The organism is Pseudomonas sp. Sample_11 (assembly GCF_004307505.1).
GTDB classification, from domain to species: Bacteria; Pseudomonadota; Gammaproteobacteria; order Pseudomonadales; family Pseudomonadaceae; genus Aquipseudomonas; species Aquipseudomonas atacamensis.
Window position 1 is genome coordinate 66,967 of sequence record NZ_RCOD01000080.1, and the last position, 21,443, is coordinate 88,409.

The following is a 21,443-nucleotide window of genomic DNA, read 5'->3' on the forward strand; positions in this document are numbered from 1 at the left end:
AAATCATTAGCGACCCAAGCCTTCGGTGGATTGGCACATCTGTCCGCGCGGACTTTCACCATCTCTTGGGCACAGCACCATGGCGGCGCAAGCGGCCGCCGCGAAAACACAAAGGGCAACGATTACGCCGGCAGCCTCCAGCACAGCGCCGAAAACCGGCGTGCCAGCGGTTTGACCGAGAGCCAGAAGCAGAAACGGAATGCCCAGCCCCAAGTCCGGGCGATCCGGAAACAGGCGGATGCCTTGCAGCAGATAAACGCCTGAAGAAACGATATAGGCCGCGCCAAACAGGCACATTGCGACGAGGCCAGACCCGGCTGATATCGAGGCGGTCGACAGTCCCAATGTCCCGAGGGCGATCCCAGCCAGTGCCAGATGCTGAATACGCACGACACCGAATCGGCCGGTGAACACGCCCGTCATGCATCCGCTGATTCCCGCCGCACCCAGGACGATCCACGCCCATGCTATCGACTGATCTGAGAATCCAGCCTCGCTGCGCAGAATGTCGGCACCGAATGTCCAGATCGCCGTGCTCGCCAGGCCCATCAGGAAAGCGCTGGCGCACAAAGGCAGTACGCCGGGTCGACGCAGCATTGCCAGCGAGAAGTTCTGCGCGACGTCACGCTCGACCCGGCGCGGTACCGCAAACCAGAGCCAGATCGTGACGCCGATGCCGATCAAGGCAAACAGGGCATACAGCTGGCGCCATTGCCCGGCCGCCAATATCGCCGCCAAACCGGAAAAAACGATTCCTGCCGCCGTCCCGGCATTTATAAAACCATTGGCCCGCGGGCGATCCGCATCATCAAGACGCGCCGCTACCGCGCTGGCCAATGGCGGCGAGGTCAAACCGGTGCTCAATCCCGCCAGCGCCACGCCGCAGCCCAACGTCAGCCCCGACGAAGCGACAACCACCAGTCCCATGCCCAGCGTCGCAGCGGCGCCGGCCATCACCGTCAACCCGCGCGGACTGACTTTGCCGTTGCAGGCAAACGTCGCAACGATGCCCACACAATAAGCCGCAAACGCACTGCCTCCGATCCAGCCGGCCGCGGTCACGCTGAGCGTCAGATCCTGACGAATCTGCGGCAACAGCAATCCGTAGGCGAAGCGCGCGAGGCCATAGGACAAAGCCGTCAGCGCGAAGGCTGCCGCGACCAGATTGAGGCTGCGTCGATTGAGGCTCACGGTGAAATCGGATCGCTGGCAGGGAAGGTTTCCTCGACCGCCTGATCCAGTTTCGAATCACTGACATTACGCTCATCGGCCCCAAGGTTCTGCTCGCAATGGCAGGCCGAGGACGGGCAGGGTTGGCCCTTCGGGTGAAGATCCGCGCAGGCCTGACTGCAAAACTGCTTGCCGTCACGCTCGAAGGTTTGCTCGCCGCTGCATTTGCAGGTGCAGCCCGGGCAGGCGCAATCAATTGTTGAAGGATCGTTAGCCATGGGTTTCCTCCAGGTGGTCTGTAAAGGCAGTCGTTACCGATTCTGATAACCCGCCCCGCACCTGCGTTTGATGATTTTCCGCCACGCCCGATGAGCGGTAGAGCGCAGAGGGCGAGGGCAGTACGGCGTTCAGTGCCAACGAAAGATTCAGCGCCAGGACCAGCAGGATCGACACGCTGAAGATGCGCCGCGCCCAGACTTTCGCATTGGTGGTTCGCACCGGTCGCAACGTCAGATAAAACCAGTAGCCGCCCAGCCCGAGCACCACCAGCGGATAAGAAACATTGATAGCCGCCACCCAGCCCAATATCGCCGCACTGATCAGGAACGCGACCATGTACAGGTTGATCTCGCGTCGTGCCTGTCTGAGCGTCAACGTCGGCAATCCGGCGGCACGAAAGTCTTCATGGCGCATGACGGTGATCGCGTGGGAGTGGGGCATCTGCCAGCAGCAAAACACCATGATCAGCATCAGCGCCGTGGCATCGAAGCTGCCGGTCACGGCGCAATAACCGACCACCGGCGGCATGGCCCCGGACAGGCTGCCGACCAGCGTGCCCCAGTGCGAACGGCGTTTCATCAGGCAGGTATAAACGCCCGCATAAACGATCAGACCGACTGCCGCCATGGCGCAGGCCAATGCTGTGGTGCCGACCCACAGCAAACCGAAGCCGATCACACCCAGCACCGCCGCGTAGCACAACGCGCCAAGCAGCGAGACTGCGCGAACCGCCAAGGCCCGATGACAGGTACGCACCATGCGCCGATCGATATCGCGGTCGACGCAGTTGTTGATCACGCAACCGCAAGCGATGACCAGCGCGGTGCCGAGCAGGGCGGCCAATAAATGCGCCAGGGACACCGGGCGGCCACCGGCGGCAAGCAGATAGCCGCCGAACACCGAAGCCAGGTTGCCGACGATGATGCCGGGCTTGGTCAGTTCCAGCCCGACATTCAGCGACAGTCGCCATTGCTTCAGTGCGCCAGCATGTTGTGGTGAATGCTGTCCATGATCCATAGCGAAAGCCCAACCAGCAGAAGAATGATCACCACCGAGAAGATCAGCGCTCTGAGGTTCCAGCGTTGTTCCTTGGCGGTGTCCAGATGCAGGAAGTATTTGAGGTGGGCGAAGACCTGCACCACGCCAAGTGCAACCACCACCCAGGCGGTGACGCTGCGTGGCAACGTCGGGTACATGACCAGGCCAAAGGGAATGACGGTCAGAATCACCGAAATGATGAAACCGACCATGTACGAACGACTGGTGCCATGGCTGGTGCCGGCACTGCTATGAATCGGGCTCTGGTTATACATGTCACACCACCCCCAGCAGATAAACCACGGTAAATACGCAGATCCACACCACATCGAGGAAGTGCCAGAACAGACTCAGGCAACTCAAGCGTGTCGTATTGGTGTTGGTCAGGCCCCGGCTGCTTACTTGCAGCATCAATACCGCCATCCACACCAGACCACTGAGCACGTGGGCGCCGTGGGTGCCGACGAGGGTGAAGAACGCGGTGAGGAAACCGCTGCGATCCGGCCCGTAGCCTTCTGCGATCAGATGATGGAATTCGTTGATTTCCATGGCGATGAAGCCGCAACCCAGCACGAAGGTGACGCCAAGCCAGCGCAGCACATGGGCTTTGTCATTGCGATTCATCGCCAGCATCGCGTAGCCGTATGTGATGCTGCTCAACAGCAGCAACGCGGTTTCGGCAAGGACGTAGGGCAGTTCGAAAATGTCGACGGTCGAAGGCCCGCCAGCCACGCTGTCACGCAGTACGGCATAGCCTGCGAACAGCGTCGCAAACAGGATGCAGTCGGTCATCAGGTAGATCCAGAAACCGAAAATGCGCATCGAGCCCGCGTCTTCATGGCCATGTTCATGGCTGTGCGCGATGTCTTTATCCAGAACGATGTTGGACATGTTCAAGCCTCCGCCAAGTCTTTGAGACGCGCTTTTTCAATCCGCGCCACTTCCTGCGCCGGGACGAAATAGTCGATGTCTTCGTCATAGCTGCGCACGATCATTGCCACCACCGAAGCGACCAGGCCGAAGATCGCCAGCCACCAGATATGCCACACCAGGGCGAAGCTGCAGATCAGCGCGAAGACACTGATTACCAGGCCGGCGGAGGTGTTGCGCGGCATATGGATGGCGCGGTAGTCGGTGTGACTGAGGGTGCTGACGCCGCGCTCTTTCATGCCCCAATAGGCGTCGAGATCGTTGACTTTCGGTTGCTCGGCGAAGTTGTAGAACGGCGGCGGCGAGGCCGTGGCCCATTCCAGGGTGCGACCGTCCCACGGGTCGCCGGTCAGGTCGCGCAGTTTCGCGCGGTTGCGGATGCTCACGTAGAGCTGCAACGCCTGCGCGGACACGCCACAAAGAATGATGCCGACGCCAAACAGTTCCAGCAGCAGCCACGGTTGCCAGGCCGGGTTGTCGAAATGGTTCAGGCGTCGGGTCATGCCCATGAAACCGAGCACGTAGGACGGCATGAACGCGAAGTAGAAACCGACCAGCCAGCACCAGAACGCAATGCGCCCGAGGCGGTCGTTGAGGCGGAAGCCGAACGCCTTGGGGAACCAGTAAGTCAGCCCGGCCATGTAGCCGAACACCGCGCCACCGATGATCACGTTATGGAAGTGGGCAATCAGGAACAGGCTGTTGTGCAGCAGGAAGTCGGCCCCGGGCACCGCCAGCAGCACGCCGGTCATGCCGCCGATACTGAACGTGACGATAAAGCCCAGCGTCCACAGCATCGGCGTTTCGAAGCGCACGCGGCCGCGATACATGGTGAACAGCCAAGTGAAGATTTTCACCCCGGTCGGCACTGCAATGATCATCGTCATGATGCCGAAAAACGCGTTGACGTTGGCCCCCGCGCCCATGGTGAAAAAGTGGTGCAGCCAGACGATGAACGACAGGATCGTGATCGCAATCGTCGCCCACACCAGCGAGACATAGCCGAACAGGCGCTTGCTGCTGAAGGTCGCGGCGATCTCCGAGAAGATCCCGAACGCAGGGAGGATCAGGATGTACACCTCCGGATGGCCCCACGCCCAGATGAGGTTGACGTACATCATCGGGTTGCCGCCGGCCTCGTTGGTGAAAAAGTGCATGCCCAGATAACGATCGAGGGTCAGCATCAACAGGGTGGCGGTAAGGATCGGGAACGCAGCGAGAATCAGGATCGAGGTGCACAGTGCGTTCCAGGTGAACACCGGCATCTTGAACAGGGTCATGCCTTCGGTGCGCATCTTCAGGATGGTCACGAAGAAGTTAACCCCGGTTAACAGCGTCCCTATGCCGGATATCTGTAATGACCAGATGTAGTAATCCACCCCGACCCCGGGGCTGTAGCCAAGCTCGGACAGGGGCGGGTAGGCGACCCAGCCGGTGCGGGCAAACTCACCAACGCCCAGGGAAATATTCACTAGTGCCGCGCCCACGACGAACAGCCAGAAACTCAGCGCATTGAGGAACGGGTAGGCGACGTCGCGGGCGCCGATCTGCAGTGGCACGACGATGTTCATCAGGCCGACCACGAACGGCATCGCCATGAAGAAAATCATGATCACGCCGTGGGCAGTGAAGATCTGGTCGTAGTGTTCCGGCGGCAGATAACCCGGGCCGCCGCTCGAAGCCATGGCCTGCTGGGTACGCATCATGATCGCGTCGGAGAAACCACGTAGCAGCATGACCAGCGCGACGATGATGTACATACAGCCGATTTTCTTGTGGTCGACCGAAGTGAACCACTCACGCCACAGGTAGCCCCACTTGCGCTTCCAGGTGACGGTACCGACCAGGGCAAAACCCATCAGGCCGACGATAGCCAGGGTGTACATGACAATCGGCTCGTGCAATGGAACCGCGTCCCATGAAAGTTTCCCGAACATGATTTAACGCTCCTCGGCCAGCAGACTCGGTTGTTGATTGACGCGCACATCGTCGCTGTTGCGTTGCACCTGGGTTTCCTTCTTGCGCGGTGCTTTGTTCATTCCTTCGTACTTGTCGACGATGTCGAGAAACAGTCGCTCCTGCACAGCCGAGTAATAAGTGATCTTGTGCGCCACTGAAGGCTTGGCCAACTCGGCATAACTGGCTTGATCAAGTTGCCCGGGCGCCGCTTTGACTTTGTTGACCCACGCCTCGTAATCAGCGCCGCTGAGTGCCAGGGTGCTGAAGTGCATGTCGGAAAAACCGCGGCCGTTATAGTTCGCAGCAATCCCGCGATACTGGCCGATTTCATTGGCGATCAAATGCAACTTGGTCTGCATGCCGGCCATGGCATATATCTGCCCACCCAGTGCCGGAATAAAGAATGAAGTCATGGCCGCGTCGGAAGTGACGGTAAAACTTACCGGCGTATTCACCGGTATCGCCAGTTCATTGACCGAGGCGATACCCAGATCGGGGTAAATGAACAGCCATTTCCAGTCCGTTGCCACCACTTGCACATTGAGGTGCGGCACGTCGGAGTCCAACGGGCGATAGGGATCGAGTGCGTGGGTGGTTTCCCAGGTCACCCAGCCGAGTACGCAAATAATCAGGAACGGCACGCCCCAGACCACCGCTTCGATCTTGTGCGAACTGGCCCAACGCGGCGAATAACGGGCCTTCTTGTTGGTCGCGCGGTAGCGATAGGCGAACAGGAAGGTCATGACGATGACCGGGATCACCACCAACAGCATCAGGCCCGTGGCGAGAATGATCAGGTCGCGTTCATCGCGGGCAACATCGCCCTTGGGGTTGAACACCACCAGATTGCAACCGGCGAGCAGAACGCTGGTAGCGAGATAGACCAGGCAATAGCTGATTGTTCGCTTCATACATGCTCCTGTTCTTTATATCGATCCTTGTTTTCTTCGGGCAACACTTGGCCATGGACAGAAAACCCCGTTTCTGTACCGGCTAATTACGCTGGGCTGAATAACGAGTTGTACTTGAGCTCGCCTGGGTCACGAACTTTTTGAATGAGCATTGCGACGTTGGTTTTACAGAATGTTACGCAAGCTGACGAACGGTTGAACTAGCGAAACGGCGGGCGCGAATCAACGCGCTATGCTGAAAATGCCTCTTGGCAATCCGTGGAATTATTCCGCCAAAGGAAAGATCTTTGACGTGAGCGAGTTGAGTTCAGGAGTACGACATGTTCAAACGCGGCGAAACCTACAACAAATGGAAGGCGACGGAAAAGGCGGAAAAGTGCCATACCGAAGAAGTTGAAAACGGCTGTCATATCGAGGTACGGGCACGGGAAGCCGATGATGGCGACGTCGAAATGTTCATCAGCGTTTACACCGCGACCGGCGAATGCGCTTACGAACGCATCAGGAAATTGCCCGGCGTGGAATGGGAAGTCGAGGACGCGCTCAAACGTGGCATCGATCAGGCAGAACGAATTGCCGGCGGCGAGTCCGGACGATTGTCCTGTGCCGATGCGCACGGTCACGAGAATGAGTGACCGTGTGCAACGCTCAGGTGGCTTGGCGCGCTTCAACCTTTCCGAGCGGTTTCGGGGGTTGCGGGTATCGAGGGGGAGGGATGGCGCTGGAGGAAGGCGAGATCGTGCGGGGCGGCACGCCGCAGGAGCTGCACGCAGGCCAGGGGGGAGATGCAGGCGCTGGTCTGTAACCGCTGAGCGCTGCCTTATTGCGCTGAGCGGGTCCAGACCCTGACGTAATCGATGCGAAACACCGACGGCAGATCAGCATCGTCGACCACGCCGAACCAGTCCCACATCGCTTCGCTGTCGAAGACGATTTGCATCGGGAAATGCCAGTAGCTGTTTTTCGCCTCTCGCACCAGTACGCCGTCGACGTACCAGCGCAAAGTCTCGGGTTGCCAGTCAAAGCCGTAGACATGAAAGGTATTGGCCAGCCGCCAGGGTGCGATCCAGGTGCTGCCGGAGCTGAGGTGTTGATCATTCTGCGGTCTGGCCCAGACATGCGCGTTCATGTTGTACCGGCGATCAAAGGCTTCGTTTCGGGTCTTGCCGCCGATTTCGAAGATATCGATTTCCGTGGCGTTGTCCGGCAGCCCCGTCCAGGCCAGCCAGAAGGCACTGGAACCGGCAGAGTTCATCGGTTTCGCCCGGGCTTCGTAATAGCCGTACATCCCCCGTTCGTTGGTTCGCACCATCGCCGAGCTGTAATCCTTATAGCCCAGTGCGACGTATTTTTCCGGCAAGGTCTGCTTGCGGAAGGTGATGTTCAGATTGCCGCTGCCGACCTTGGCGTTCTCCGGCAAAAACAGCGCCGGTTTGCGCCCGAGGGAATCGGTGCCGGTGGCGTTGTTGACGTGCCAGCGTTCGGCATCGAGGGCGCTGCCGTTGAATTCGTCGGACAGCCGTGTATCGCGTTTCCAACCGCCGGCATTGGCCTGGTCCGATAACGGCAGGTCGGGCGTAACGTGCGTCGGGGTCGGGCCTAATGGGCCGACGCGAGTCCACGCATCCACCTGTTGCGGAATGGCGACCGCCCACTTTTGCGCCAGATACTCGAACACGTTGCGGCGTTCTTCCTGGCTGCTGAATGGGCGGTCATAAACCAGTACCTCGGCGATGTCACCGCGGAGGTTTTCCGAGGTGCCAACCACGTTGCGCGCCACCGCGAACGGGCCGATCGGCACGTCACTGGTTTCCAGCAACGCCAGCGCCGGCTCGTACGCGGTGGTCTGCTGCACGCTGATGCCGAAATTCGGTGCGACGTTATCGTTATCCGCCAGTTGCGGCCGCGAGCTGAACAGGCGCTGCCAGGCCTTGCCGCCGGCTTGCTCGGGCAGGCGCCGCGAGACAACGAACACCGTCACCGGCCCTTTGCTTGTGTGGATCGCCTGGCCCATGAATGCCGCCGTGCCGCTGAAGCGCACCACGCCGTGGCCGTTGAGGGCGTTGTCGACGCGCGTTGGCAAAGTCGTCGCCGCGCGATTGTCGACGACCACGTCATTGCCCTTGCCGGACTTATCCAGCCAGCGCACGACCTGATTTTGCCCCTCCAGCGTCATCGAGGCCGGATCATTGCCGTCCAGCCACAGCACCAGTCCGTCAGCCACCGGTCGTGGAATATTGGCGTTGGCGCCAGCGCTCAGCAGCAGCAAAACCAACAGCAAGCATGGTGATCTGTTCATGAGTCGTCCCTAACGTGGATTTGCTCCGTTATTACGTGCCCACCGCCAGCAGCGGCGCCGGTTGCGGGCGGTAGCCCCAGGGGTTGTTGGTCTGCCAGCGCCAGCTGTCGATGAGCATTTGCGTGAGCTCGCGTTGCGCGCGCCAGCCCAGTTCGCGTCCGGCCTTGCTCGCATCGGCGCGGTACTCGGCGACATCACCGGCGCGGCGCGGGGCGAAGCGGTAGGGAATGCGCAGGCCGGTGACGTCTTCGAAGGCGCTGATGATCTGCAAGACGCTGTAGCCGCTGCCGGTGCCGAGATTCCACACGTGCAGGCCATGTTCATCGTCCTGCAAAACCTGTAGGGCCTTGAGATGACCTTCGGCCAGATCCAGCACATGGATGTAGTCGCGAATACAGGTGCCGTCGACGGTTGGATAGTCGTTGCCGTAAACAGTCAACGCAGCGCGCTGGCCGCTGGCAACCTCGGTCAGGCACGGCAGCAGATTGTTCGGCCGACCGTTGGGCGCTTCGCCGATCAGCCCGCTCTGGTGCGCGCCGATCGGGTTGAAGTAACGCAGCACAGCGATGTTCCAGCGCGCATCCGCGAGGGCAAGGTCGCTGAGCAATTCTTCGATCATCAGCTTGGAACGCCCGTAGGGATTGGCCGGTTTGCCGGTGCCGTGGTCTTCGACGATGGGCATGCGGGCCGGCTCGCCGTACACCGTTGCCGAGGAACTGAACACCAGATTGAACACGTGGGCGCGGGCCATCGCCTGACACAGGTTCAGTGTGCCGAACACATTGTTGGCGTAGTAATCCATCGGCCGGCGTACGCTCTGCGCAACGGCTTTGAGCCCGGCGAAATGCAGCACTGCATCAATTGCGTAGGTGCTGAAAATCTCGTCCAGCAATGCGGCGTCGCGGATATCGCCCTCGATGAAATCGACGTGCGAGTGACTCAACAGCTCCAGCCGTGCGACTGCTTCGCGGCTGCTGTTGCACAGATTGTCGAGGATCAGTACCGAGTGTCCGGACTCGATCAGTTGCAATGCCGTGTGCGAACCGATGTAGCCGGCACCGCCCGTGATCAACGTGGTTTTGCGCATGACGACGTGCTCCATTGCGAGGAAATTCAGCTCAGCGGGCGGTAAACACCAACTTGAATTCTTGCGGCCAGCGCGGGTGCAGCAGGCTGTAGGCCAAGGCATAGGTCAGCGCGCCGATGGCAATATCGCCGGCCAGGTGCGCGTAGCCGGACAGGCTCGTTTGCCGCGACGTCCACATCACCACGACGACCATCAGCAGCGAGGCGAACAGGCTGCGGTAACTGGACTGAAAGAAGCTGCGCCAGTCGTAACCGATCGCGGCGTGCAGGCCGCGTACCTGCAACGGCGTGATCAGCAGCATGCGCAGCAGCAAAGCCAGCGCCGCCGCCATGCCGCCGTAGCTCGCGCCGAGCAGATACACCAGCACCAGCGCGAGCAAGGTGGTGGCGACTTCCGCCTTGAGGGTCAAATGCGTGCGATTGACCGCCACCAGCGCAGTGGTTGCATACAGCGCCAGGTTGCCCAGCGCCGCCGTGCAGGCGAGCACTTGCAGCAAAGGAATCGCATCGGCCCATTTCGCGCCGAAGATCAGCAGGATGATGTCTTCGGCGGTCAGGGCGATGCCGCAGAACAGCGGTGTCAGCACGAAGCCGCTGATCGCCGTGGAATCGCCAATCACCCCGATCAGCCGCGCCGGTTCGGTACTGCGCCGGGCGAACACCGGCAAGGCGTAGCTCATCAAGCCGTTGTAGATCGCCGAGCGCGGCAGGTCGATGATGCGCATGGCCAGGTTGAACATGCCCACCGCATGCGCCCCGGCAGTCAGGCCGAGAATCAGGTTGACGCCGCGTTGCAGGGTTTGCGAACTCATCACGTTGATACAGACCGGGAGGCCGGCGCGCAGCAGTTCGCCCAGCACCTGGCGGTCGATAAGAAAGGGAATGCGCCGACGCTCGCTGCGCATCAGTACCAGTGTGGAAACGCCGTCCATGATCAGCGCCTGGGCAACCACCGCCCACGGGCCGAAACCCAGCATCGCCACAGCCACACCGCCAACCCCGCCCGCGACTTTGCCGAGCAAGGTGCGCGAGGCCAGCAACTTGAAATTGCCGCTGCGGCGCATCTGCGCCACATACACCCGCGCCATCAGGGTGAAGAGGATTTTTACCGAGGCCACGGCGGTCATCCAGCGCAGCGCGGTGGACGGCGTATACAGCACCACCGCCAGCGAAATCAACGCAATCGATAGCAGACTGACCAGCACGGCAAACCAGAACACGCTGCTGATGTGTTTGTCCTCGACACGTTGCAGGCGCACCAGCGGGTCTTCCAGCATCGACGAGAATAGAATGCCGACCACTTCGACCACGGCGATGATCAGCGTGCCGATGCCCAGCTCCGTCGGCGTCAGCAGATGCGCGTAGACGACAAAGGTAATCATCGACAGAAAGATCAGGCCGAACTTCTCGGTGAAAATCCATACGAGGGTCATCAGGCGACGGTTGGCCATGGCGCGATCCCTGGAATTCAGCGGCTGTTGCCCAGGCTTTTCAAGCAGGCGTAGAGGTAGCGCAGGGTCGGTTTGCCCCGGGAGAACAACAGCGTCTGCCACGAATGCCCGAGCATCTGCCGGAACACCTCGATGACCCGGCGATGATCGCCGCGCCGGGAAAACGCATTGAGAAATTCGGCGTGGTTGGCGAGGACGAAATAGATCCGTTGCTGTTTGTTCAGCCGCGTGCCGTAACGCGCCAGGTACAACTGAATGAAGCGCAGCTTGTGCGGGTAATACTTGTGCGGTTGCGCAGTGATATTGGCGGCATTGACGGCGCGCCAGTGCAAAATCTGCGGCACGCTGTGGATCTCGCTGATTTCGGCGATGCGCGTCCACAGCAGGCGATCCTCGGCAAAGCGCAGGCTCTGATCGAAGCCGCCGATGGAAAGGATGATCTCGCGTACGGCCAATACGCCGGAGGTGCCGTTGATGATGTTTTCGCGCATGAAATCGGCAAAGTGCTCGCCGTGTTTGCAGCGATCTTCCAATTGACGTTTGCCATCACTGAATTCACTCATCTGAAAGCAATCGATCAAGCCGACCTTGCGTCCCTGTCGAGTCAACTCCGCGTGCAGCGCCAGTTGTTTTTGCAGTTTCTCCGGATGCCAGCGGTCATCGGCATCGAGGAAGGCGATAAAGGTTTCTTCGGCGCTGAACACACCGCGATTGCGCGCACTGGCCGGGCCTTGGTTGGGCTGCTGCAACAGGACGATGGGCAAGGGCGCGGCGTAGTGCTTGACGATCTCTGGACCGGCATCACTGGAACCATCATCGACGACAATGACTTTGTCCGGCAGGCGGGTCTGTGCGCACACCGAGTCCAGTGTGCGTTGGATGCTGGCGGCGGCGTTGTACAGCGGAATCACCACGCACACGGTGACGGCGTAGGGATCATTCAGCATGGGCGTTGTTCCCGGAAAGTGCCGCGCATTGGCCGAGCATTCGCCGCTGGCAGCGGCTGCGGACGGGCGACGAGGTGGTGGCGGAAGGTCAGGCTGAGCACGCAGAAAATCAGGAACTCACCCGAGCGATAGTTGGGGATCACGTAGGCGACGTAATTGGTAACGACGAACAGGCCGATGATCACCAGCGCACAGGCCTGATAGCGCGCGGACTGATCTGCGGTGATTGCGCGATAGCGCTTGCTCAGGGTCTGGGCAAACATCAGCAGCAGGGCGATCAACTGAATCAGGCCGCCATTGAGCAGGGTTTCGACGTAGCCGCTGTGGGCATTGCCGATGTAGCCCCAGCGCGTGATAAACGCATCGGCATCGGCACTGGCCCAGAACGCGCCGAAGCCGTAGCCCTTGAGAAATTGCGCATCGATCAGCGGCTGCAACAGCTCCCAGATCAGCGTGCGGTCAGTGAGTGACGGGTCGCGGCCGACCAGTTCCAGCAGCATGGCGTAGTTGGCGTAAAGCACCCCACACAAGAGGAAGAACACCAGCGTAGCGGCGGTGAAGGCCAGCAGTGAGCGGTTGATTCGCAGCCGGATCAGCGTGATGAAGTAGGCGTAACTGGCGGTGCCGGCGACGATCAGCGCAATCGCCGTGGCTGACTGCGCCAGGCCAATGGCAATTAGCGCGAACAGGCCGTAGAGCATGGCCATTGGGTTGCGCTGGCGGATCATCGGCAGCAGCAACAGGATCGCAATAGCGTTCAGGCGTGCACCGGCATTCTTTTCCGCGAACACCCCGCGAAACGCACCGTCACGAATGCCGCCGGAAATAAAGGCGATGTCCGGGCGAATCACGGCAAAGATCAACCCGACCAACGCCGCCGCACCGATCACACCGCCGAACAGAAACGCAATGCGTTCCAGGCTGTAGCGCCAAGCAATAAAGCCGGCGAAGAACACCACACTGAGCAGCGCAACGAAACGCTTGAAGCTGAGCATCGGCTCGCTCGACCAACTGATCGACGCCGCCACGCAGCCGAGAAACAACAGCAAGAACAGGTTCTGCCGGTAGAAACTCTTGCTGAGGAACACCTTGTGCCGGATGAAGAAAAACAGCGGCACCAGTAAGGTCAGCAAGCCGCAGACCTGATTGGCCAGATTGCCTTCCAGGTCCTGCTGGGCATCGTCCAGCGTGCTCACATTGCCCAGGCGCAAAAAGAAGCCGATCACTTGCGTATAGAACAGCACACCGAACAGGGTGAAGGCGTCGGCCAGCGTCGAATAACGCACTTGCAGGCGGTTCATCTCAGCGCCTCCCGAGTAACGCCTTGAGGTAGGTCTGCACCGCGCGAGCATTGACAAAGCGCGCGGCAGCATCAATGCGGCGCTGGCGATGCACGGCTCGCGGCGTGGCCATTTGCGCACTGATCGCGGCGGCGAGGGCGGCGGGATCGTCAACCTCGACCAAGGGCGCGACGGCGCCATCGGCGAGAATTTCCTGCGGGCCGTACGGGCAGCGGGTCGCCACGACCGGCGTGCCGGTCGACAGGGCTTCGACCAGGGCGTTTGGGCTGCCTTCGAAGCGTGACGACAAGACGAAGCAATCGGCCCGAGCGATTTCGGCGATGGGGTCACTGGCATACCCGGGCAGATCGCAACGCTCGGCGACGCCGAGCGCTGCCGCCTGGGCCAGCAGTTGGCCGCGCAAGGCGCCTTCGCCGAAGATGATCAGCCGCGCATCGCCTTGCGGCAGGCGGGCGAAGGCGTCGATCAAAGTGTCGAAGCCCTTTTGCTGCGCCAGGCGACCCACGGCGACGATCACCGGGGTGGTTTTGTCCTTCAGCCAGGGATGGCTGGGCGCGGCGGCGGGCTTGTCACGAAAATCGTTGTCGAGCACCGGGTTGTCAGCGGTGGTCACATCGCGCGGGCGGGCGATGGTGGTGTCGACCAGGTCTTCGGCGACGCCTTGCGACACGCAGATCACCGGGTTGGGAATCAGCCGGTACAGCCACGGCGCCAGCCAGTAGGCGAGCTTGATCGACAGGGCCGGGTTGACGTGCTTGTCCCGCGAAAAGGCATTGCGCTCGCTGACATGCAGCCGCGCCAGCGTCCCGGAAAGCGCGGCGGCGGCAATCGCCACGACGTTGACATGAGTGAGCACCGCCAGTTGCGCGTCGTAGCGGTTGCTGCGCAAAAAGCGCATCAGCGCGGGCACGGCGGCAGCGCTGCGCGGACTGTCGAGCAGCACTTGCCTGACCCGTGGGTCGAGCGCCGGTTGATTGATGCCGGCACCGGTGAGCATCAGCAGCGTGACTTCGTTGCCGGCCTCGACCAAGGCACCGGCGAGGCGCACCATCATTTTCTCCGCGCCACCGGCGCCGAGGTCCTGGAGGATGATCAGCAGCTTTTTCATCGGTTCCACACCTGGTAATAGGCCTGGGCGGCGTACTGGCTGGTATAGGGCAGGATCGCTTCGCTGACCGAATGTCGGGCTGGAGCTGCCGGTTCGCGGTTGGCCAGACTGTCGAGCATTGCCTCGGCCAGGGCCGGCACATCATTGACACCGACCAAACGCCCGAGGCGCCCATCATCGAGCAACTCGCGCGGCCCGCTGCCGCAATCGGTGGAGATCACCGGAGTGCCCAGCGCCAGCGCCTCGACCAGCACCGTCGGCAAGCCTTCGTGTAAAGAGCTGAGCACCAACAGCTGCGCATGACGGATCAGCGGATAGGGATTGCGCAGATGCCCGGTGAAATGCACCAGGCGTTCGATGCCCAGCCGTTGTGCCTGCGCTTCAAGCGCTGTGCGCAACGGGCCGTCGCCGGCAATCACCAGATACGGCAGCGGGCGTTGTTGCGCCGCCAGCGCGTAGGCGTCGAGCAGCAGATCGAAGCCCTTGGTGTGCACCAATCGGCCGATGCCCAGCCAGTAATGATGGGGCACACCACCGGGCAACGGCGCTTGTGCCGCACGCATCAGTTGTTCGCTGATCACTGCGTTCGGGCAATAACGAATACGCGGTCGCCCCCACGGCATCAACCCGGCAAGCGACTGGCGCAGACCGTGGGACACCGCGACCACCTTGCCGCTGCCGCACAGGTACAGCGCGTACAACAGCCGCAGGCTGGCGCGCCCGGTGTTTTGCTCGGCGCAATCCAGCGCGGCGTGGCGGGTGTAAATGACTTTGCAGGGACTGCCCAGCGTGGCGAACCAGGTGCAGAGATTGGCCTGCTCCTTGGCGCCAATCAGGTGCGTCACGCCTTCGCGGCGAATCAAGCGGCGCAGCAGCACGATCGATTTCAGCCAGCCCGCGAGCCCACTGCCGCCACCGGCCATGCTCGGCGCGCCGTCGACGTTGGGCGAGTCGCCGTTCATGACGAAAAAGCTCACCCGCCGACCGTCCGCCAGAAACTGCTCGGCGAGGCGTTGCTGCACGCACTCGACGCCGCCGCCAGTTTGGTAATCCTTGAGCGTGAACAGAATATGCATCGGCACAATCCTCATGGGGCAGTGACATTGATTGCCACTTGCTGGCGCAGAATCAGTTCGGTCAGGCGCAGGGCATTGCTCGGGTAGTCGAGCAGGTAACGCTTGATCGTGTGCGGCTCGCGGTACATGCGGTAAAAGGCGCGCAGGTGCAGGCGATTGATCGCGTCGGGGTAGTAACGCTCGCTGGCATTGGCCTCCTGACGAATGAAACCGCCGCAGGTGAACGCCACGCCGCTGAAACCACCGCGCAGTGCTTCGAGGATAAAGCGCTCTTGCAGACCGGCGCCAAGGCCGACCAGCAGCAGGTTGGTGCGCTGTCGGCGGATGTCAGCTTGAATTGCCGCACCTTGTTCGGCGTCGAAGTAACCGTTGTGTGCGCCGACCAATTGCAGGCGCGGGTACTGCGTGCCGAGCTTGTCAACGAAACGATCAAGCTCGGCCTGCCGCGCACCGACCACGTAGACGCGTTTGCCGCGCTGCTCTGACTCGCGCAATACCGGGTCGGCAATCGAGGTGAAATCGAAACTGACCCGCTGCACCGCGCGCCCGGTGATGCGCGACATGAACCCGGACATCAGCATGCCGTCGCAGAAATACGCCAGCGACGGCGGCGGCTGGCGGATGAAACTGCCGATCGAGGCAAAGTTGAGAAAGGAGAAGGCCCGGTTGGAGTCCAGCAGCGCCGGCGAATAACGGTCGAGCAATTCCAGGCGGATCATGACGCGAGATCCTGTGTTTCGGCGGCGCAGATTGGCCGGCCGACGCTGATGTAGGTGAAGCCGCGTGCGCTGAGGCGTTGCGGATCGAACAGATTGCGGCCATCGAAGATCAGCGGATTTTTCAACTGGCGGGCGAGCAGTTCGAAGTCTGGTGCGCGAAACGCTTGCCACTCGGTGACGATCACCAGCGCGTCGGCATTTTTCAGCGCCGCCTCTTTGGTCCCGGCCAGCGTCAGGTCATCGCGCGGGCCGTAAAGCTGCTGGGCTTGTTCCATGGCTTTCGGGTCGAATGCCTGCACATTGGCGCCGGCACGCCACAACGCCTCCATCAACACGCGGCTGGGGGCTTCGCGCATGTCGTCGGTGTTGGGCTTGAAGCTCAGGCCCCACAGCGCGAAGGTTTTGCCCTCCAGCGCGCCGTTGAAGTGCTCAGCGATCTTGTGGAACAGCGTGCTCTTCTGCTCGTTGTTGCGTGACTCGACTGCGCGGAGCAGGCGCGCATCGATGTCGACGCCGTGGGCGGCGTGGATCAGCGCCCGCACATCCTTGGGGAAACAGGAGCCGCCATAACCGATGCCGGGGTAGATGAACTGATAGCCGATGCGCGGATCCGAGCCGATGCCATGGCGGACCATTTCGATGTCGGCGCCGAGCTTTTCCGCGAGCCCGGCCATTTCGTTCATGAAGCTGATCTTGGTCGCGAGCATGCAGTTGGCCGCGTACTTGGTCAGCTCGGCGCTGCGCACATCCATGACGATGATTTTTTCGCGGTTGCGATTGAACGGTTCGTACAGCTCGCGCATCAGCGCTTCGGCGCGCTGGCTGTCGGTGCCGATGATGATCCGGTCGGGGCGCATGCAGTCGTCGACCGCGCAGCCTTCCTTGAGAAATTCCGGATTGGAAACCACATCGAAGGTCAGTGCACCACGGCCGCTTTCGCCGAGGATGGCGCTGATGCATTCGCGCACCCGATCCGCCGTGCCCACCGGCACCGTGGATTTGTCGACGATGATCTGCTCGCCGCGCAGGTGCTCGCCGATGGTGCGGGCGACGCTGAGCACATGTTTGAGATCCGCCGAACCGTCCTCGTCCGGCGGGGTGCCGACGGCGATCAGCAACACGTCGCCGTGTTTTACCGCAGCGGCCAGATCGCTGCCGAATTGCAGGCGACCGCTGTGATGATTGTCCCGCACCAGGCTTTTCAGACCCGGCTCGTAGATAGGCAGACTGCCGTCATTCAAGGCCTGCACCTTGGCCGCGTCAACATCCACACACAGCACGTTGTGGCCGACCTCGGCCAGCGCGGCGCCCTGGACCAGTCCGACATAACCGATACCGAATACACTCACATTCATGGGAAAACCTCATGCGTGGCCGGGTGGGCCAGAACGCTGGCCGCTGTCAGTAGATGTTTTTCGAGAACAGGGTGAAGGGCGTCTTCAGGAGGATCTTGATGTCCAGCCACAGCGACCATTGATTGATGTAATTGAGGTCCTGGGCGACCCGGCGCTGCATCTTTTCCACGGTCTCGGTTTCGCCGCGATGCCCGGTGATCTGTGCCAGCCCAGTGATGCCAGGCTTGAGCCGATGCCGCGCCATGTAGGCGCGCACCTTGCCGGTGTAATAGATGTTGTGGGTGATCGCGTGGGGGCGCGGGCCGACCAGCGCCATGTGGCCGAACAGCACGTTGAACAGTTGCGGCAGCTCATCGATGGAGCTGCGCCGCAGAAAGCGTCCCAGCGGTGTGACGCGGTCGTCGTCGCGGGTGGCCTGACGTACTTGCTGATCGTCGTGCACGCGCATTGAACGGAATTTCCACACGCGGATCACTTCGCCGTCGCAGCCATGGCGGTTCTGCTTGAACAGCACCGGTCCCGGCGAGGTCAGCTTGACCGCGATGGCTACTCCGAGCAGCAGCGGGCTGAGCAGAATCAGCGCCACCGCAGCGACGCTGCGTTCGAACAGGTCTTTGCAGAACAGGCTGCCGGGATGCGAGGTGAGCAGGCTTTCGTTGAGGTAAATCGCCGGCATCCGTTCGATCTCGGAGATCGAATGATTGAGCAGGACCATGCTGCCCAGATCCGGAATCCACACCACGTCGACGTTCATGTCGAGCAGGTTGATGTACAACGCTTCGATGGTCGCTGCCTCGGCCATCGGCAGCACGATGTACACGCGCCGCGCCTGCAACCGCGTAATGATTTCGCGAATGTCCTCAACCTCACCGAGCAGCGGCAGGATGCTCGGCGCCGGGCCGCTGTCGGCTTTCGCCGCGACAAAACCCAGCAGCAGTGCGCGATCCGGGTCGAGCAGTTTGCGCGCCAGTTCATGGGCGGTCGGGCAGGTGCCGATGATCACCGCGCGGCGCTCGTTGCTGATCATCTTGGTGTAAAGACGCACGAAAAGGTGCAGGGGCAGAAACGTCGCCGCCTGGGCGAGAAAACCGAACACGGCCCAGACAATCACCACTTGCCGCGAGAACAACGCGCTGGTCTGGGTGACGAAGGCGATGCTCATCAGCAGCCCGAGCAGAATCAGCCAGCCGGCGAGCAAACGTCCGAGCCCGACCAGCAGACCATGGCGCTTGTGGTAGACCTGCACCAGGCCGTAGACCGGCATCGAGCCAAGCACGGTGAGGATGATCAGCAAGCGGTACTCACTGGGCAACTCGCCGATGCGCCAGTGCACCAGCACGATCAGCAACAGGTTGACCAGGGTCATTGCGCACAGCCATTGCACCCAGAAGGTGAGGCCGCGACGGTGTGCCATTTGCGCGGAATATTGCGAGGTCATCGGCGCGATCTCCGATTCGTCGAACAGGGAAGGATGTGCTGTTGCCGGGCGGCACGGCCCGAAGGATCAGCGCGGGGCGAAGTCGTAGTCGTAGAAAGAACGGGAATGGCCATGGCCGTACTTGCGCGCCTTGCGCAGATCGACCTGATTGAGCACCACGCCGAACACCGGCGCCTGACTCTGCTGCAACACGGCGATGCTTTTGCGCACCTGGCCGACCGGCGTGCTCTGCGCCTTGACCACGTAGATCACCGCATCGGAATGCTGGGCCAGCAACAGTGCGTCGCTGACGATTTCTGCCGGCGGCGAATCGATGATGATGTGCCGGTAGCGCGACTTGAGAATCTGCAACAGCCGACCGAGGCGCGGTGAACTGAGCAAGTCCTGCGCGGGGGCCACGGCATTGCTCGAACTGCTCGAGGCTTTCAAACGCGGTGCCTCGAACGGGTCCAGCGCCGATGGCGACAGGCAGCCGGCCGGGAGCATGTCGAGATTGCCGACGCTGCGGATGCAGTCTTCCAGCCGCGCGCTGCCGGCCATGAGGTTGGCGAGGCCGGGGCTCTGCGGCGGAAAATCGAAGTTCAGCGACAGCGTCGGCTGCCGCATGTCGGCATCGATCAGCAGCACCCGTTCCAGTGGCGCCAGCGACGAAGCGAGATTGTTGGCGATGGTGCTCTTGCCTTCGCCGGACACCGAAGACGTGACCAGCACCACCTGCGCTGGGCGTTCGTTGTTTTGCAGCATCAGCCAGGTACGCAGGTTGCGGATGGTTTCGCAGAAACGCGGGTGGTCGTTGTCCTCGAACAGCCGCGCCAACTGCCGCCGGCTCTTTTTCATCACCAGCGGCACGACGCTGAGCAGCGGCACATTGAGCAGGCTCTCGACGGTGTCGTCGGTCTTGAAGGTGTTGCTCAGGGTATCGAAGAGGAAGGCGAGGGCGACGCCGACGATCGCTGCGACCAGCGCGACAATCGCGAGAATCAGGTTCTTGCGCGGTTTGCTCGCTTCCAGCGGTGCGATCGCCGGGTCGACGATGCGCGCCTTGGCCGAATCCATGTCCGAAGTGGCAGCGGTTTCCTTGAGGCGGGTGACGAAGGTTTCGTAGAGCGCCCGGGTGCTGTCGACTTCACGCTGGAATTCGCGCAGCTGGAATTCCTTGCGTGAAATGTCCTGAATCTGCGCCTTGTTGCTGTTGAAGGATTTGCGCAACGCGTCTTCGCTGGCCACTGCCAGTTGATACTGGCGCTCGATACCGGCAACCACTTGCTGCACTTGCAGGCGCAGGCTGTTGGCCGCCGTACGTTGTTCGGATCGGGCGGAGATCAGCGCCGGGTGCTTCGGCCCGTAGCGGCCCGACAACTCTTCGACTTTGGCCTGAGCCTTGGCCAGATCAGCCTGGAACTGCTGAATCAGCGGGTTGCTCAGCACTGCCGGCACGCTGGACAAACGACTGATGTCGCCGTTGCTCAAGGCTTGCGCCTGACGGAACTGGCTCTCCGCTTCGGCACGGTCGCGGCGCGCATCGATCATGCGGTTGCCGGTCATTTGCAGCTCGTTGGCACTGATCGTCGCGACACCGTCGACATCGACCAGACCCTGTTCCTCGCGATAGGCCTGCAACTTGTTTTCGGCGACGCGCAAGTTGTCGCGCAACTCGACCAGGCGGGTGTTCATCCAGCTGGTGTTGTTTTGCGAAGACTTGAGGCTGGTGTCCTGCTGGCTGTCGATAAAGCCTTGGGCGAGGGCGTTGGCCACCGCCGCAGCGAGTGCCGGGTCGGGCAGTTCGACTTCGATTTCCAGCAACTGACTCTTGCCGACGAATTTGACGCTGGTGTGCAGCATCAGGTTTTGCGTGACGTCGTTGAACACTTGTTCTTCGGTCGCTGGCGGCTTCGGCGGCGGCAGCAGATCCAGCCATGGCAGCCACTGGTCACGATTGAGGTCCGCCAGCCATTGGCGCGGGGTGAACCAACTCTGCGCCTGCTGGCGTGGATCGGTGATCGGGTTGGTAGTCAGGCCAAGTTTGCGCACGGCGCGCTCGGCCAGCTCCCGCGATTGCAGCAACGCCTGCTGGGTCTGCAAGTAATCAGTGGTGGTGGCGCCGCCGGATTCGGCGGCTTGCTGAAAACTCAACACCGGCGGCGTCTTGTCCTTGATCAGCAGTGTCGCACTGCCGACGTACTGCGGCGTGATGAACGACAGCGCCGCCACGGCCAGCGCGCAACTGAGCAGCACCAGCCAGGCGATGTTCCACTTCGCCGACCAGATCACCCGCCACAGGTGCAGCAGATCAAGGGTGTCCGACTCATCGGCGGCTTGCGTTGGCAAGTGGCCCTGGAGCGGACGTTCGAGGTAGGTGCTTGGGCTGTTGTCCAT

At 61.5% G+C, this 21,443-nt stretch carries 19 protein-coding genes; 1 reads left to right on the forward strand and 18 read right to left on the reverse strand.

All coding sequences use genetic code 11. The features are described from left to right. Positions 1 to 6: 6 nt before the first annotated feature. Genes D8U60_RS22055 through cyoA form a run of 7 tightly spaced genes read right to left on the reverse strand, consistent with a single transcriptional unit; the run spans position 7 to position 6,287 of the window. A complete protein-coding gene (locus D8U60_RS22055; protein ID WP_130900935.1) occupies positions 7 to 1,191 on the reverse strand; it encodes an MFS transporter in 1,185 nt (394 codons plus the stop codon). Next, positions 1,188 to 1,448: a metallothionein gene (locus tag D8U60_RS22060; RefSeq protein WP_166554697.1), complete on the reverse strand. Its 261-nt coding sequence runs from the start codon at positions 1,446 to 1,448 to the stop codon at positions 1,188 to 1,190. The genes D8U60_RS22055 and D8U60_RS22060 overlap by 4 nt, the downstream gene beginning before the upstream one ends. Continuing rightward, the gene (cyoE, locus tag D8U60_RS22065; RefSeq protein ID WP_130900936.1) at positions 1,441 to 2,466 is read right to left on the reverse strand and encodes a heme o synthase; all 1,026 of its coding nucleotides are present in this window, start codon (positions 2,464 to 2,466) and stop codon (positions 1,441 to 1,443) included. Before cyoE ends, D8U60_RS22060 begins: the two co-directional genes overlap by 8 nt. Beyond that, on the reverse strand, positions 2,424 to 2,762 hold the full coding sequence (gene cyoD / locus D8U60_RS22070; protein WP_016774550.1) for a cytochrome o ubiquinol oxidase subunit IV: 339 nt from the start codon (positions 2,760 to 2,762) through the stop codon (positions 2,424 to 2,426). The genes cyoE and cyoD overlap by 43 nt, the downstream gene beginning before the upstream one ends. A 1-nt stretch (position 2,763) precedes the next feature. Next, positions 2,764 to 3,378, reverse strand: coding sequence for a cytochrome o ubiquinol oxidase subunit III (locus D8U60_RS22075; RefSeq protein WP_110599448.1), 615 nt, complete (start codon positions 3,376 to 3,378; stop codon positions 2,764 to 2,766). A gap of 2 nt (positions 3,379 to 3,380) precedes the next feature. Further along, positions 3,381 to 5,354: a cytochrome o ubiquinol oxidase subunit I gene (gene cyoB / locus D8U60_RS22080; protein ID WP_039760284.1), complete on the reverse strand. Its 1,974-nt coding sequence runs from the start codon at positions 5,352 to 5,354 to the stop codon at positions 3,381 to 3,383. A 3-nt stretch (positions 5,355 to 5,357) separates the two neighbouring features. After that, positions 5,358 to 6,287, reverse strand: coding sequence for a ubiquinol oxidase subunit II (cyoA, locus tag D8U60_RS22085; RefSeq protein ID WP_123442597.1), 930 nt, complete (start codon positions 6,285 to 6,287; stop codon positions 5,358 to 5,360). Positions 6,288 to 6,607: 320 nt separating this feature from the next. Between cyoA and D8U60_RS22090 the strand changes: the two genes are divergently transcribed. Then, positions 6,608 to 6,922 (forward strand): hypothetical protein, encoded by a 315-nt coding sequence (locus D8U60_RS22090; protein WP_016774554.1) that lies wholly within the window; start codon positions 6,608 to 6,610, stop codon positions 6,920 to 6,922. A gap of 185 nt (positions 6,923 to 7,107) precedes the next feature. On the opposite strand, the gene D8U60_RS22095 is transcribed toward D8U60_RS22090, so the two are convergent. The 11 genes from D8U60_RS22095 to D8U60_RS22145 form a co-directional block, all read right to left on the reverse strand. Beyond that, the gene (locus D8U60_RS22095) at positions 7,108 to 8,586 is read right to left on the reverse strand and encodes a family 16 glycosylhydrolase (RefSeq protein ID WP_130900937.1); all 1,479 of its coding nucleotides are present in this window, start codon (positions 8,584 to 8,586) and stop codon (positions 7,108 to 7,110) included. Positions 8,587 to 8,617: 31 nt separating this feature from the next. Then, complete coding sequence (galE, locus tag D8U60_RS22100) at positions 8,618 to 9,673, reverse strand: UDP-glucose 4-epimerase GalE (protein ID WP_130900938.1); 1,056 nt, start codon at positions 9,671 to 9,673, stop codon at positions 8,618 to 8,620. A gap of 31 nt (positions 9,674 to 9,704) precedes the next feature. Beyond that, positions 9,705 to 11,123 (reverse strand): oligosaccharide flippase family protein, encoded by a 1,419-nt coding sequence (locus D8U60_RS22105; RefSeq protein ID WP_130900939.1) that lies wholly within the window; start codon positions 11,121 to 11,123, stop codon positions 9,705 to 9,707. Between the two features lie 17 nt (positions 11,124 to 11,140). Further along, entirely contained in the window at positions 11,141 to 12,070 is a 930-nt protein-coding gene (locus D8U60_RS22110; RefSeq protein WP_130900940.1) for a glycosyltransferase family 2 protein, read from the reverse strand. Next, positions 12,064 to 13,371 (reverse strand): O-antigen ligase family protein, encoded by a 1,308-nt coding sequence (locus D8U60_RS22115; protein WP_130900941.1) that lies wholly within the window; start codon positions 13,369 to 13,371, stop codon positions 12,064 to 12,066. The genes D8U60_RS22110 and D8U60_RS22115 overlap by 7 nt, the downstream gene beginning before the upstream one ends. 1 nt (position 13,372) lies before the next feature. Continuing rightward, positions 13,373 to 14,479 (reverse strand): glycosyltransferase, encoded by a 1,107-nt coding sequence (locus D8U60_RS22120; protein ID WP_130900942.1) that lies wholly within the window; start codon positions 14,477 to 14,479, stop codon positions 13,373 to 13,375. Beyond that, a complete protein-coding gene (locus D8U60_RS22125; RefSeq protein WP_130900943.1) occupies positions 14,476 to 15,555 on the reverse strand; it encodes a glycosyltransferase in 1,080 nt (359 codons plus the stop codon). The genes D8U60_RS22120 and D8U60_RS22125 overlap by 4 nt, the downstream gene beginning before the upstream one ends. A gap of 11 nt (positions 15,556 to 15,566) precedes the next feature. Continuing rightward, positions 15,567 to 16,274: a WecB/TagA/CpsF family glycosyltransferase gene (locus tag D8U60_RS22130; protein ID WP_130900944.1), complete on the reverse strand. Its 708-nt coding sequence runs from the start codon at positions 16,272 to 16,274 to the stop codon at positions 15,567 to 15,569. Then, on the reverse strand, positions 16,271 to 17,629 hold the full coding sequence (locus D8U60_RS22135; RefSeq protein WP_130900945.1) for a UDP-glucose/GDP-mannose dehydrogenase family protein: 1,359 nt from the start codon (positions 17,627 to 17,629) through the stop codon (positions 16,271 to 16,273). Before D8U60_RS22135 ends, D8U60_RS22130 begins: the two co-directional genes overlap by 4 nt. 46 nt (positions 17,630 to 17,675) lie before the next feature. Then, positions 17,676 to 19,067: an undecaprenyl-phosphate glucose phosphotransferase gene (locus tag D8U60_RS22140; RefSeq protein ID WP_130900946.1), complete on the reverse strand. Its 1,392-nt coding sequence runs from the start codon at positions 19,065 to 19,067 to the stop codon at positions 17,676 to 17,678. 66 nt (positions 19,068 to 19,133) lie between these two features. Further along, a complete protein-coding gene (locus tag D8U60_RS22145; protein ID WP_130900947.1) occupies positions 19,134 to 21,443 on the reverse strand; it encodes a GNVR domain-containing protein in 2,310 nt (769 codons plus the stop codon).